This window comes from Legionella gresilensis, from assembly GCF_900639865.1.
GTDB classification, from domain to species: domain Bacteria; phylum Pseudomonadota; class Gammaproteobacteria; order Legionellales; family Legionellaceae; genus Legionella_C; species Legionella_C gresilensis.
Window position 1 is genome coordinate 1 of sequence record NZ_CAAAHX010000029.1, and the last position, 13,525, is coordinate 13,525.

Sequence of the window (13,525 nt, forward strand, 5' to 3'; positions counted from 1 at the left end):
CTAGATCATTTCGCGACACCGACTAAGCTTCGGTGTCTCAAAATGACTAGACCAAATTAAATTTAATGATATAACGTGCTTAATTAAAATCAACAAATACAGATTACGTCTTTCATCCTTCTTCTTTGTATCATTTGGCAATAGCGAATAACTATTTTATAAACTAAAGCTTATAGGCCCTTTTAGCTTACCTAAATACCTATATATTTTTGTGTAACAAAATTATACAACGCATTAAGCCCAACTTTGTTTCCAATCAGCGTTGAGGCAAATAAAGTAGCACCACTTCCATAATAGAAGTTGGAAATAATAAAATGATATCGAGAGTAATTGGTTTGATTTTACTAATTTAAAACATCTTACAATTAAGCATTAATAGCAATAATATTCTAGACAAAAACTACTTAAACTTGTTGAGAAAAAACAATATATTAACATAATCAATATAAAGGGGTTTATAAACCCTATCTATAAAACCTATTTATAGATAGGGTTTATAAATGACTATGATGAACACGTCTTATAAACCATATTTATAAACCCCATTATATAAAGGGGTTTATAAATATGGTCTTGTCGAACGATGCGACTCTGGCATAAAAATACATGCAGCCTGCTCTAAAAGAGGTTTATAGCCCCCTTTGTGATTTTCAAACTCCAAAGGGGTTTAATAGTAATTAGTAATAATTATTTATTAAATACTATTACTACCATTAAATAAGATACTTTTTTAGAAAAAACAGGTTTAATCAGTTGCTTGATAAAAACCATAAAGATTTTAAGCCAGGCAAACAAGAAGTGAGCATGGCATTATGGATTCAACAGCAAATTAATTAAAACCATAATTAACTCATCTTATTGACTAAAAACTTTTCCCTTTCATAAATAACATTGATTAAATCTACCTGATTTAAAATATATATTTTAGGCAGTAAGAGTGTTTTACTAGTTTTCGTACTGGGCAATACAACTTGTGCTAGAAAGAGGAGAAAGAAGTTAGGATTTTTTTCCATTATTTACCTAATCTACTATCCTCCATCTTTGCCTTTATGCTCTATAAATACGATTCATAGACCCCTTTGATTTTGTCAGATTTTGTTTCATAAATTGTTTTCACCACAATAGATATCATGAGATACTAATTTAGTTTAAACAACTATTTGCAATAACAGAAACAATATATTAATATTTAATCTAAATTTGTTTCAGTTAGGCAAGGAAGATAAAAGTGGATGTTTCCCAAATAAAAATTAGTGAGCTATCCAGACTTACTGATATTAATAAAACTTTGATTAGCCGCTATTTTAAAGAAGCACCCGATACGCTAGTCACTAGGATTAATGATCGAATTGTTGGTTTGTCTCCTGAAGCAGCAACTGAATTTTTATTAGAGAATGGAAAGGATTACTTTAAAAAAGGCGGGGTTATATTAACTGCAAACTTGTGTGGTGGTGTTGGAAAAACTACAGGCACATATTCTTTAAGTGCATCAGCTCGCAGAATTCATACCCGTAAAGATCCTATTGTTGTTGTTGATACTGACTCACAAGGTAGTTTTACAGCGACTGAGTTTGGTGCTCCCGCAGATGATGATGAACTAATTTTAATTGATTTTCTTGAGGGTAAAGCAAAAATCGAAAGTATTCTTACTGAGGTTGGTAACAATGTTTGGTTTGTTAAGTCAAATTTAAATCAAGCGTATATAGATAAAGTATTGTCAAAACCATCTGATATAAAAAAGGGGATGCTACATTTTTATCATGAAATATTTAGGCACTTAGGCAGTAACACAAAAATATTTCAAGATCATACCCCACAGCTATCAAGCATTTTTGCTTCTAGTGTATGTGCTATTTCTCAGTTAGACCCACAGTTATTAAGAACTGTTATTATACCCATGCGAAGTGATAATTATGCAATTAATGGTGCTGAAAAAATACTAAATGAAATTAAAGAATTACAAGATACGTTCAATTTAGAACGTGATATTGATATTCATTGTTATTTTTCCAGTATAGATCGTCGAATATCTACTACAAGCGAGGCAATTAAAGGTGCCAAGAAAAAAGATGCAATAATTCATCATTTATGTCCGGTAGTAATACGCTATTGCTCAGAAATTCCAAAAAGCATTCAAAAATCAAATAATGTTTATAGTTCTGGCAAATCTAATAATGCAGCAGAAGATTATCAAGACTTGCTTCAATATATATTTAGTTATACGAAAGAAGCTGAGGTAGCATAATATGGCAAGATTGGACGACTTGTTGCCCGAGCTAAAGGACGATACTTCCGCTCAAAAACTACCAAATGGTAATGAACCAAGAATACTTACCGGAAAAAAACGAAGAGCTTGGCTGGTAGATAGTTATGAAGATAAATCATCAACACAAAAAAAAGATGGTATAAACCCAATTCATAAGCCAGAGTTGCCCTCACACGTTAGCGTTATTGACGTCTTATCTCCAAAGGGGTCTATGAATCGGGTTTATAAGCCTAAATTATTGTGTTTTGCGGATTTACGAAGCAACCCGCTGCAATTATTTCGATACTTATATGAGTTGACGCAAAGTGCAGGAGAGGATTATAAGACTCCAAGAGTAAAGCTTCGGGATATGATGCTTTATATTAATATTTCAAAAGATTCTGCAAGAACAGCTCTTAGATTTCTATTGAAACAAAAATTTATAGAGAGAATAGAATTTCAACCTGGTCATCTAGGATGGTCAAGGTATCAATTAAATGAAAATATTTGCAATGAGTTGGAAAGAGAAATCTTAAAGGGGTCAATAAAGCCCTTTGAAATTACCAAAAATAAAGCCATAGAAACTAGTACCTCGTCGATAACTGATTTATTGGATAATTGGGAAGATGTGGATATTAGCCCACTTGAATCTATAGGCTTTAATAAAAAGCATTTATTACAAATTAAAAATAAAAGTACTCCTGATGTGGCACAGGAATCTATAAATCATTTTGCTTATTCTTTAAAATACAACGCAAAAACCAAGGAATATCCAAATCCACTGGCCACATTGATTACTGTATTAAAAAGAGGTGAAGCTTGGCTCGAACCAAATTACCAATCTCCTCAAGAATTGGCTCAATTAAAAATTATCGAAGCAAAAAAAGCCGAAATGGAAAGAAAGAAGGCAATTGAAGAAGAGTTATACAAAATAGCTTTTGATGAATGGCAGCAGGATTTAAGTAAAGAAGAACTAGATAGCTTGGCTCCAGATGGCAGAAAAAAAGGAGATCCAACTCCACCTGCTGCAAAGTTAAGCATTTACTTTAAAGAAAAAATATGGCCAGAAAAAAGAAAAAATTATAATTTGAAGTAATGTTCAAAAAAAAATGGTTAAGGGGTAAAGCAATGCAAGACTTAAATTACTTTGAAAAGATAGCAAATTCGGCTATTTTTAACGAGGAAGAAAAAGAAATAATTGACATTTTAGGAAATGATAGTCTTGCTATTAGGGTGAAGGTATCTAATAAAACACATTTTACTGATACAACTAAAATAGCAAGTTTTAGAAATCGTGAATAAAAAACTTGTATTAATTGGATCAGGGATTAAAACTATTTCGCATTTAACCATTGAGGCACAAGCTTATATTAAGCAAGCCGATTGTGTATTGTATTTAGTTAATGAACCAATATTTGAAAAATGGTTAAATAAATATAGTAAAAAATGTATATCTCTTGAAAATCATTACTTTTTATATGAAAAACGGGCTGAATCTTATAAAAAAATAGCTGACGAAATACTTAATTATACAGAGCAGTATGATTTTGTTTCTATAGTGTTATATGGCCATCCAACAATTTTTTCATCACCTGGTTTAGATGCCATAAAGAGGGCAAAAGAACAAAATATTGAAACTGTTGTATTGCCTGGTATTTCTGCAGAAGATTGTCTTTTTGCTGATTTGAAAGTGGATCCTAGCCAAAATGGTTGTTTATCTGTCGAAGCTATGAGCTTTTTAATATTTGATGACACGGTGGATAAACATTACGATCTTGTTATTTGGCAATTAGGAATGGTTGGAAATATCGAGCCTGTAATTAAAGAAAATTCTAAAAAAGGATTATCTCTTATTCAAGAAAAGCTATTAAAAATATACTCTTCACAGCACGAAGTTATTTTGTATGAGGCGGCTCTTTATCCTGGTATTAAACCTAAAATTACTAAATTTGCTATAGAATTATTGATAAATCAGGATATTAGTTCTATTTCAACACTCTATATACCTGCTGAGAAAAAAAGATTGCACGATGAAAAAATTCTTTTCAAATTGAATTTGAAAATAGAAGATTTTCAATAAACTAAGTTACTAACGGAGTGGTATGAGTTTTATTAAACAATATTTATATTCTTATATAAACTTGAATAAAAAGTGCAAACTATACCTACTGTTTTATATGATCCAATCCATCTCAGCAGGGGTGTCTTTTTTTATTGCTATTTTCTTAAATGAATATTTGCTATTAACTACTGATACAATTAGCTTGATTGTTGGGTGTTTTGTCTTAGGTAACTTGTTAGGCTCTTGGTGGACTTCAAAATTGCTTGATAAAAGTAATCCATTTAAATTATCAGGAATTTCATTAATTTTACAGGCAATTTGTTTTTTTGCTATTTGTGGTACCACATCAACATGGTTTATCACCGTAATCATGCTGATATTAGGAATGGCAAGTTATGTTTATATTATCTGTAATGATTATTTAATTACAGCATTAGCTGGCAAAATGGAAAGTGAAAGAGCATTGGCAATAAGTTTATTGAATGTGTCTTCTAATATTGGACTAGGCATTGGCGGCGTTGTTGTAAGTTACTTATCAAAAGCCAATCCTATATATATGTTTGTAATGATAGGTACCATTCTAATAATATCAGCATGGTTTTACTTTTTAGATAGCTCAGATAAGGTGCATATAAAAAAAGAAAATCATGATGAAGGTCACTCAAAAGCCAATCAAAGTTTATATCGATTAAGCTTAGGTATTATTTTCTTGCTTGGCCTTATATTTGCTCAACAAAGAGTAGGTTATTCATTATTTTTAACAAAATATTATGGTGACTCTGGCGCTAGTTTCATATTCATGCTTAATTCTTTTCTAATAATATTCCTACTTCCAACTGTAACTAAAAATGCAATTAAGAAAAATCAAGTTTTATCGATGGGGCTTGGTGTATTTTTTCTTGGAGGAGGAATGTTCGTTTTAAGCATGGCTTCTTCTGCTTACTGGCTTGTAATTGTAGTTTGTTTGATCACAACATTGGGTGAAATGTTGGGAACAACTTTATCCCAGCTTCTTTGCTTTCAATATGTTTCAAATGAAAAAAGAGGTAAGGCCATGGGGTACTACAAGTTTTTATATGCGTTTGGAACCATCATTGGAACCTTAACTGGCGGAAAAATACAGGTGGTTTTTGGAGAAAACTATATATGGTTTTTTTGTGGAATAATAGGTTGCTTATCATTAGTATTATGTTCCAAAGTTAATCGTAGAGAATTTAGACCTCAGTTGTTGACAGCTTAACGCAACCACGAAAAAAATTTGCTGTATAGGCTGGCATGGCATTATCAGTCGCGCAATTTGGATAATAGAAATTGAATCGCGGATCTTTTTGCACAATTTCTTGCGATAGTGTTATATCTAACCCATTTGAAGTATGAATATATGTAATTTCAGTGTTCTTTACTTGATTCTGTAGAATAGAACCTTGCCATATCCCATTATCTTTAAGAATAAATAATTTGAATTTTTCAATTATTCTATTTAAGTCTTCCAGGTTTTTAAGTGTGCTAATTGTATTTTGTGTTTTAGGAGAAAATGCACGAGTGGTAGGGTATTGCATAGAGTAATAGACATCAGCATTTTTATTATGTAACGAAAAATACTGAGGGGCAATTATTGTTGGAATATATTTTTTTAAACCATAAGAGTACGTTAAGGTGTGTTGCAAAAGCTTTAATGGTACCAAATTGTCATTGTTAATTGGAGAAAGACCAGGATAAGCAGCAACAGCAATATCAAGAACATGTCTTGCTGTATCTGTTAGATAAGGATTGATAGCAAAGTTCCCTTTTTCTTGCATTAAAGAGTATGCAATATCAAAATAATATTGATTTCGAGTATATTCAGACTCTTTCCAAGCCAGTTGAAACAAAAAAGACTTAATGGAATTCCATCTGGTATCATGAAGAATGCTATTAACCCATTTTTTTGAAAAATAAATTAATTGCATATTCCAATTTCCCTGATTATTACTTGAAGCAACAATATCTTTAAACAATTGCCAATGTTCATATAGGCTTGAAGGAATTTTGCTTAAAACCCCAATTTCTCTTTCAAGCTTTCTAAATGATGTAGTACAAGTTAAATATGGAAGGGAAAAAACAGTTCTTGCTCCTGCGGCAGCGTTTAATAATCCATTAGGAGCGTATGGAAGCGGTTTATATTCACTTAGAACACGGGTGAAATTAAAGAAATCCCCTGGGTTCATAATTGCTATAGGTATCGTTCTATTTTTTTCAGGAAGATCTACAAAAAATTCAATACTTTTAGTTAGTACCATTCCAAGTGGCGAGCTATCAGCTCCATATCCGATATTATCAAAAATATCTTTGGGTGTATCAGAGGCATTTAATCGATAAAAGGATCCGTCATCATTAGGTATGAATTGGCTTTTATCATCGCCAATTATTGATCCAAACGGAAAACTCAAAATGTATAAGGGGTAATTTTGATCAGGAGAGAGTGCATCAACTTTTGATGTAAACTCAGGTGTAACTTTGTAGAAAGTATCACGGATATCCTTCCAGTAAACGCGTTCTATTCCCTGAGACATGAGTAATCCTCATAATATACAGAATTGATTATAAATCAATCAAAATCAAAAAAAAGGTCAAAAATATGCATGGTATTTTACATGTTCCTTAAAAGCCTTGTAAATGATTTAATACATAAAAAGATTGCCATCGAATCTAAATTGAAAAATCTAATACAAGGATTTGTGATGAAAGAAAAGATTCAATATAAGTCAGTTCACATAACCATAAAACTTTCAAGCAAAGAAAATAAGGCACTGTCTTTAGCTGCGGAAAGGTCTGGAAGAAAAAAAACTCAAGAAGCGAAATTACGTCTTGAAGATCACTTGTTTCGATTTCGCTCTATCTCTGAATTAAACCAAACCGTGCCGTATAAAAATTCTCAGGAAAAAATAGAAATGGAAGCTCAAGATGTCTGTACTACGAATATATAAAAAAAATTACGAAGTATCGCAGCTAAAAAATGAAGGCGAAGTATTATTTTCTGGAAAAGCGTCTTTGGTAGAACCTCACCCTGAAAAAACGGCGACTAGAGTTCCATATTCGGAAAATCCAACCCTAATAAGTAATAAGAATAATAATAATTTATTAACTAATAAAGTAGCAGCAAGCAACTTAGATAGAGATGATGGCATTCGCTTTCAGCGCATGCCAGTTAAACAAAATGTTGAGACGACACAACACTACATATTTATAAAAATAACAAGGAAACCGGGAATGATAAACGTAAATCACAAGAAGATAAAAAAAGTAGTTTTCATTAATACCTTCGTTATATTAGCAGGCTGTGCTGCGACTCAAACGGCCCTTGAGCATGGCTCGTTGCAAGTGAGCACAAAACAAAGCGAAACAGTTTTTTTAGATCCTGTTTCTGGTACACAAAAAACGATTCATCTTTCCATAAAAAACACTTCTGCGGAAGAAGTAGATATTACTCACCGACTAAAATTAGCCCTAATTAAACAAGGCTACCAGGTGGTCAATAATCCGAATTCGGCTCACTATCTCTTACAAGCCAATATTCTTAAGGTAGGCAAAATGAGTATCGCGGCAAGTCAATCCGCGCTAGGTGGTGGTTATGGCTCAGCGCTAACAGGAGCTATAGCAGGAACGGCTGCAGGAAGTTTCACCAACACAAGTTCAGGCATGCTTGCGGGCGGGCTTGCAGGTGGGGTTATTGGTTTGGCGGCTGATTCTTTGGTTAAAGATGTGAACTATACCATGATTACTGATATTCAAATCAGCGAGCGTGTGGGCAGGGGCGTTAAAGTAAATGAGCAATTTCAATCACAATTAAAAAATGGAAACAGTACTATCACTTCTCAAACCTCATACCGCGATAGTCAATATCAGCGCTACAGAACTCGAGTGGTGTCTAACGCTGATAAGGTCAATTTAAAATTTCAAGATGCAAAACCACTGCTAGAGCAAGGTCTGGTGAAAGTGATTTCTGGGATTTTTTAAACTGACCAGCACAACTAAACGTGATGACTTAATTCGTTAAATAAATAACAACCATTGAAAAAAATTAGGCGAAAAAGCGCCTAAGGGATTTTTGCAACCTAAAAACGGAGAAAATGCATGAAAATGGGTAAAAGAATAGTCAAATTAATACAAAGAGGAGGATCAACGTTAGTCTTCCTGCTGCTTTCAAAAAGTGTGCTTGCTAATGATTTATTAGCCAAAGCTTTAGAAGGCGATGTCAAAGACTCTTTAGGCAGTGGGTCGATGTTTTGGAAGGTTTTTATTCTAATAGACATCATTTTAGCAACGGCCATGGCTGTGAAAAGTAAAAATCCGATGGTCTTTGTAGGGGTGACTGCGGTTGCTTTTATTCCCGCCTTTTTACTCAAAACATTTGTGTTTTAAGGAGAATGGGATGAGCAACATGAATTACCAATTCTTAAACCACATTGATGCGCCAAAGCGAGTGCTAACACTGACGATAGATGAGCTCATTGTTGCGGGTCTTGGGTTTATGTTGCTCATTGTCGCTAACCAAAAAGTGCTGGTGTCTTTGTTTGGGTTGGGGCTCTTGAGTGGTTTGCGTTATTTAAAGAAAGGAGAGGGGCCGAAAGTATTACTAGTCCTTGCCTACTGGTATTTACCAAGTGGATTCACTCAATTTTTTCTACCCCAATTACCCTTATCTCACCATCGCGTGTATGTTGCTTAAGGACATTAACATGGATTTTAAACACTACCAAAGCCGCTTAAGCCAATTATCTGCCCGATTTAATTTGATGGTGGTCTTGGTGTTTGGTCTTTTGGTTTCTAATATGGTGTTGTCTTCTTTTCTTTATCACGTGTGGGCTCATCACACGATTGAGGTGACACCTTTTTCAGGAAGTGCAAGTTATATTAAATCAGTCTCCACAGTGGATAGTCACTATTTAAGCTTGATGAGTGAGAATTTCGTTAATGAACGTTTAAATGTCACGCCTGAAACGGTTAATGCCAATCATCAGCGCTTACTTTCTTTTGTAAACCCCAACTATTATTCCGACATGCTTCATCTACTGACCAATGAAGCTAAGGTGATTAAAGCTAAAAAAATGTCCTCTACCTTTGCCATTACCGAGATTAAAACAAATCCCCAAGCATTGGCAGCGGTTGTAACGGGCGTACTTAAGCGTTACGTGGGTCTTCATGCCTTAAACGATGAGCAGAAAATTTACCGGTTGCAATTTAACTATCAAAACGGCCGTTTATCCATCCTTAAATTTATACCCGTGAAGGAGAAAGAAGATGCGTAAGTCATTAAGTAGTGTTGCATTGACTTTGTTAACAACTGTGGCAATTGGGGCCAGTATCCCAGTCAAAGACAATAGTGAACTTGCAGTCACCCTTGCCACTAATAACTACAATCGCCTGGTGGTGAAAAACGACAAAATTGTGGAGGCCGTCTTTCCGCCTAACAGCATGGCGATTAGGCGTGATGAGCAAGATGGCTCCGTGTATGTCATGTTATCGGCAGCGCATCCCTTTACCTTGTTTTTAACCACCGAAGCAGGGCGGCATTTTTCGGTGACGTTAACGGGTGAAGAGGCGCTAGGCAAGACCATTGAATTGATTCCAGAACAATCCAAGCCCACCATTGTCAGAGGTAATTTCACAGCCAAAAGCAATCCAAAAACAATGAGCCATGCTGCAATACCCGAAGCAATTCTCGCCATGCTTACGCACATGGAGCAGCAAAAGCCTTTTGCAGATGTGAAAGTCAAGCGCCAATGGGGTCATGTCGAGCGCTGGTCTAAAGGACTAACACTCGTGCCTCGTGAATCTTGGCAAGGCAATCTGTTAAAAGGGGAAGCCATTGAGCTTTATAACGGCGGAAAAGCCGCCTTGACGTTATCGGAGGATTGGTTTGTAAAAGCAGAAACACTCGCAGTTAAGGTCTCTAAGGCTAACCTTAATCCTGGTGAGCATGCGATGCTCTATCGTGTCCAAGGAGCTAGCCATGGCTAATGGACAATTAAATGGCTTGGTTAAAAGCCGCCAGATGCGAGTGCTATTGCTAGTTGGATGTAGTCTTATTGTCATTGTGGCAATAATTATTACGTTAGCCTTTAATGGGCGTCCTAAGAAAACCGCTGCGACCCAAAAAGCCGTTAATTTAACGGGCATTGTAGACGAGTCATTTACCGATGCGGTAGCAGACAATGCCTTAACCGCCCAACAAAATGAACTTGAATCACTTAAAAAAGAACTCAAGGACTTAACACAACACATTAAAGTCATGGGTGAAGAACACCAGCGCCAATTGCAAGAGCAAAAAGAAGAGCTCACTTCTCAGTTAACAACGCTGATGTTAGCAAGTCAGGAAAAAACAAGTTCCACCAAACAACAAGTCCCCTCTGCTGCACTAAGCGATGTGCAAAACCCTAAGCTTTGGCATAAGCCGCCGACCTATGCCATGAATCAGGTCACGATGGGCGCTACCCTATCGGATGGAGCGCCTCGCATTCATACGGTGTCCTTTCGACCTAGACGCCACGTGACCCAACTGCACCCTAACAATTACATAAATCCCGCTCATTACGTACCCTCCAATACGTCCGTTCGAGCGGTAATCTTAGGTGGGGCTGATGCGGATGCGTCTGTCAATGGGCAGTCTAAGAATAACGGAGTGATGCTCTTTAAGTTTTTGGAAGATGGCACGTTGCCAAATGGTGCACGCTCACGTCTTAAAGGATGTCGGGTGAGTGCTAATTCCTATGGGGATATTTCAAGCGAGCGGGCGTTTGCTACCCTTTATCGTTTGTCTTGTGCCCATCCAGGCCAGCCCATTATTGATAAAGAAGTGACGGGCTGGGTGTTTTTTAATGGCAAAGTAGGGATTAAGGGTCAACCGTTAATGCGGGATAACAAAGTGATGACATGGGCGGGCGTGAGTGGTGCCTTGTCAGGTATTGCCTCCGCTGCCCAATATGCCCAAAGCATTCAAAACATTGGGCCATATGGCGCGAGCTCTGTGGTGCCTTCAAGTCAAATTGCGCCTTTTGCGGCTTATGGGGGTGCATCAAAAGCAGCGGATACGCTATCTGCTTATTATGTTAAACGCGCTGAGCAATATCATCCCGTGATTCAAGTCGGAAGTGGCAATGTGGTGACCATTGTGTTTAAAGATGGCTTTTATTTAGAGCCTGATGAAGACAAACGAATGCATGCGCTTAATCAGGTCAACGCTCAGCAGGAGGAGCAAGGCATTATTGCCTCTCAAGAGGAGAGTCCATCAGAGATGAATTTTACGGTGCCACCGGAAGTTTTAGGCAAGATTGATAGGGTCAATACGTTGAGTCGCAATGAAACAGGAGGTTTGCGATGAGAGCAAGTTTAATGTGTTTAATTTCCCTATTGGCTTCCTTGTCTTCAGGGTGCGGCACAATGAATTCCAATTTTAGTTGCAATGCGACCGCAGGCGACAGCTGTTTGACCATTGAGCAAGTCGATGCCATGACTCGTTTTGCAGATGACGCAAGACCCGCTTTGCTACAAAGTCAGTCTAGAACAGACGCTCACACCAACAAGCCAGAAGGGCACCAAGTCAAGCTCTCTTCGGGCCAATCGGTGTGGGTGGCACAACAAAGAGAGGCGCAATCATGGGCTTAAAACGTGCGCAGTGGCGCGATAAAGCGCGCGAACTTTGCTATAAGGCAAGTCAAGGATTAGGGGAGACGATGAGTATAAAGCCTGAATCTCTTTCCATGCAGCAAAAAGCACACGAGTCGCTTACATTGGATTTGCCGTCTATTAAAAGTCTGCTGCCTTATGAAACAGCAAGTGAAGAAAGTTTTTTTATCAACCGCAACTCCATGGGGTTTGGGTTAGCGCTCATGCCTCTAAGTGGCGCGGATGAATCGCTCATGAAAAGCCTTGCTCAACTGTTTAAAAATAAACTCACAATAAGTACTGATTGTACCGTGCTCTTATATAAACATCCTTGGCTCCTAAATACGCTCTCCCAAAACTATGAGCCTATTTTAAAGCAAGGTGGCATTTTTGCAGACCTTGCGCGCTTGAGTCTTAACTATCATTTAAAGGCTATTAAAAAAGGCTATAAAAATGGCCGTAATGTGCCTGCCGGTTTAAGTGATTATACGGCGTACCTCTTTATTTCTCGCCCCATGCAGGCTGGTATTGAAGGACAGCTTAAGATTTTGCGAGATGATTTTGAATCAGAACTTAACGTCGCCGGTTTTGGGCTTAGACGCTTGGAAAGTCATGAATTTAGTGTGCTAATGCGAGCGCTTATTTCGCCTAATTTTAATGAATTGTCGTGGCCTTCAGTGAATGAATCCTCTGAGTTTATAAGCGAGCTCATTCTCAATCCCTCTACCGTCTATGAAATCGGTGATGAAGCCATTGATGTATCCATTGCCGATGAAAAGGGCGTACTACAACGCGCAAGACTGGTTAATTGTGAAATCACAAGTTATCCAAGTGAGCCGTTTGCTCTTTGGCAAACACCGGATTTGTTTGCCAATTTGTTATCGGCTGAGCACGGGATTAATTGTCCTTTTTTGCTGTCATTTACTATTCGGGGCGTTAACCAAGAAACGATGAAAGGGCGAGCTAAAGCACGTGCTAAATCCTTAAGTGCTAATAATAATGACATACAGGCCTTTATTAATCCATTCATTCGTGAGGAAGCCGCCGAATGGCAGGCGGTTCATGAGCATGCATCAAAAGGCGAGCTGCATCTTTTGCCGACCTTTTACAATGTCGTTCTCTATACTACCGAAAACAAAGAGCGCGAACAGGTTGCCAAAGCCATTGCGAGTTTCAGGCAGTTGGGTTTTACACTCACTAAAAGTCGCTGTAAACAGTGGCTTCGATTCTTAGGAAGTTTGCCTTTTATGCTGACAGATGGGCTTTTTTCAAGCCTTGAGCTTTTGGGAATGACTAAAAAACTCACGCACTTTAATGTGGCGAATCTCATGCCGGTGGTGGCGGATTTTAAGGGTGCGCGCCAAGGGCTAATCGTGCCAACTTATCGCCATCAACTCTTTTACTTAAATACCTTTGATGACCGGGTGTTGCCTATTACCAATTTTAATCGGCTAACGGTTGCCTCGCCTGGCGCTGGAAAGTCCTTTTTTGAGCAAGCGCAAATTCTAGATGGGCTGTCGCGCGGACAGCAAATATTTGTTATTGATTTAGGGGGTTCTTATAAGCATTTATGT

General features: G+C 37.2%; 14 protein-coding genes. 13 read left to right on the top strand and 1 reads right to left on the bottom strand.

Translation table 11 applies throughout. From position 1 onward, the window contains the following. The first annotated feature begins 1,228 nt into the window (after positions 1–1,228). The 5 genes from E1P04_RS17085 to E1P04_RS17100 are packed head-to-tail and all read left to right on the top strand — an operon-like array spanning position 1,229 to position 5,547. Positions 1,229–2,245 (top strand): ParA family protein, encoded by a 1,017-nt coding sequence (locus tag E1P04_RS17085; RefSeq protein WP_160116246.1) that lies wholly within the window; start codon positions 1,229–1,231, stop codon positions 2,243–2,245. Between the two features lies 1 nt (position 2,246). Further along, on the top strand, positions 2,247–3,341 hold the full coding sequence (locus tag E1P04_RS17090; RefSeq protein ID WP_131784070.1) for a hypothetical protein: 1,095 nt from the start codon (positions 2,247–2,249) through the stop codon (positions 3,339–3,341). Positions 3,342–3,373: 32 nt separating this feature from the next. After that, entirely contained in the window at positions 3,374–3,547 is a 174-nt protein-coding gene (locus E1P04_RS17780) for a hypothetical protein (protein ID WP_165482844.1), read from the top strand. Further along, the gene (locus E1P04_RS17095) at positions 3,540–4,325 is read left to right on the top strand and encodes an SAM-dependent methyltransferase (RefSeq protein ID WP_242604519.1); all 786 of its coding nucleotides are present in this window, start codon (positions 3,540–3,542) and stop codon (positions 4,323–4,325) included. Before E1P04_RS17780 ends, E1P04_RS17095 begins: the two co-directional genes overlap by 8 nt. 22 nt (positions 4,326–4,347) lie before the next feature. Beyond that, positions 4,348–5,547, top strand: a complete 1,200-nt coding sequence (locus tag E1P04_RS17100; protein ID WP_131784071.1) for an MFS transporter — start codon at positions 4,348–4,350, stop codon at positions 5,545–5,547. On the opposite strand, the gene E1P04_RS17105 is transcribed toward E1P04_RS17100, so the two are convergent. After that, positions 5,522–6,859, bottom strand: coding sequence for a hypothetical protein (locus E1P04_RS17105; protein ID WP_131784072.1), 1,338 nt, complete (start codon positions 6,857–6,859; stop codon positions 5,522–5,524). The genes E1P04_RS17100 and E1P04_RS17105 overlap by 26 nt on opposite strands. Before the next feature lie 168 nt (positions 6,860–7,027). Between E1P04_RS17105 and E1P04_RS17110 the strand changes: the two genes are divergently transcribed. From E1P04_RS17110 to E1P04_RS17150, 8 genes are all read left to right on the top strand, one after another. Then, entirely contained in the window at positions 7,028–7,273 is a 246-nt protein-coding gene (locus E1P04_RS17110; protein WP_131784073.1) for a TraY domain-containing protein, read from the top strand. Next, on the top strand, positions 7,251–8,303 hold the full coding sequence (locus tag E1P04_RS17115) for a complement resistance protein TraT (RefSeq protein ID WP_345788928.1): 1,053 nt from the start codon (positions 7,251–7,253) through the stop codon (positions 8,301–8,303). Before E1P04_RS17110 ends, E1P04_RS17115 begins: the two co-directional genes overlap by 23 nt. Positions 8,304–8,420: 117 nt before the next feature. Further along, a complete protein-coding gene (locus E1P04_RS17120; protein ID WP_131784074.1) occupies positions 8,421–8,708 on the top strand; it encodes a hypothetical protein in 288 nt (95 codons plus the stop codon). Positions 8,709–8,718: 10 nt separating this feature from the next. Further along, positions 8,719–9,015: a type IV conjugative transfer system protein TraL gene (gene traL / locus E1P04_RS17125; RefSeq protein WP_131784075.1), complete on the top strand. Its 297-nt coding sequence runs from the start codon at positions 8,719–8,721 to the stop codon at positions 9,013–9,015. 10 nt (positions 9,016–9,025) lie between these two features. Then, positions 9,026–9,595 (top strand): type IV conjugative transfer system protein TraE, encoded by a 570-nt coding sequence (gene traE / locus E1P04_RS17130; protein ID WP_131784081.1) that lies wholly within the window; start codon positions 9,026–9,028, stop codon positions 9,593–9,595. Next, the gene (traK, locus tag E1P04_RS17135) at positions 9,588–10,307 is read left to right on the top strand and encodes a type-F conjugative transfer system secretin TraK (protein ID WP_131784076.1); all 720 of its coding nucleotides are present in this window, start codon (positions 9,588–9,590) and stop codon (positions 10,305–10,307) included. The genes traE and traK overlap by 8 nt, the downstream gene beginning before the upstream one ends. Beyond that, on the top strand, positions 10,300–11,667 hold the full coding sequence (locus tag E1P04_RS17140; protein WP_131784077.1) for a TrbI/VirB10 family protein: 1,368 nt from the start codon (positions 10,300–10,302) through the stop codon (positions 11,665–11,667). The genes traK and E1P04_RS17140 overlap by 8 nt, the downstream gene beginning before the upstream one ends. A 274-nt stretch (positions 11,668–11,941) precedes the next feature. Further along, positions 11,942–13,525 (top strand): TraC family protein (locus E1P04_RS17150; RefSeq protein ID WP_165482845.1); only part of this gene is annotated, 1,584 nt, incomplete at its 3' end.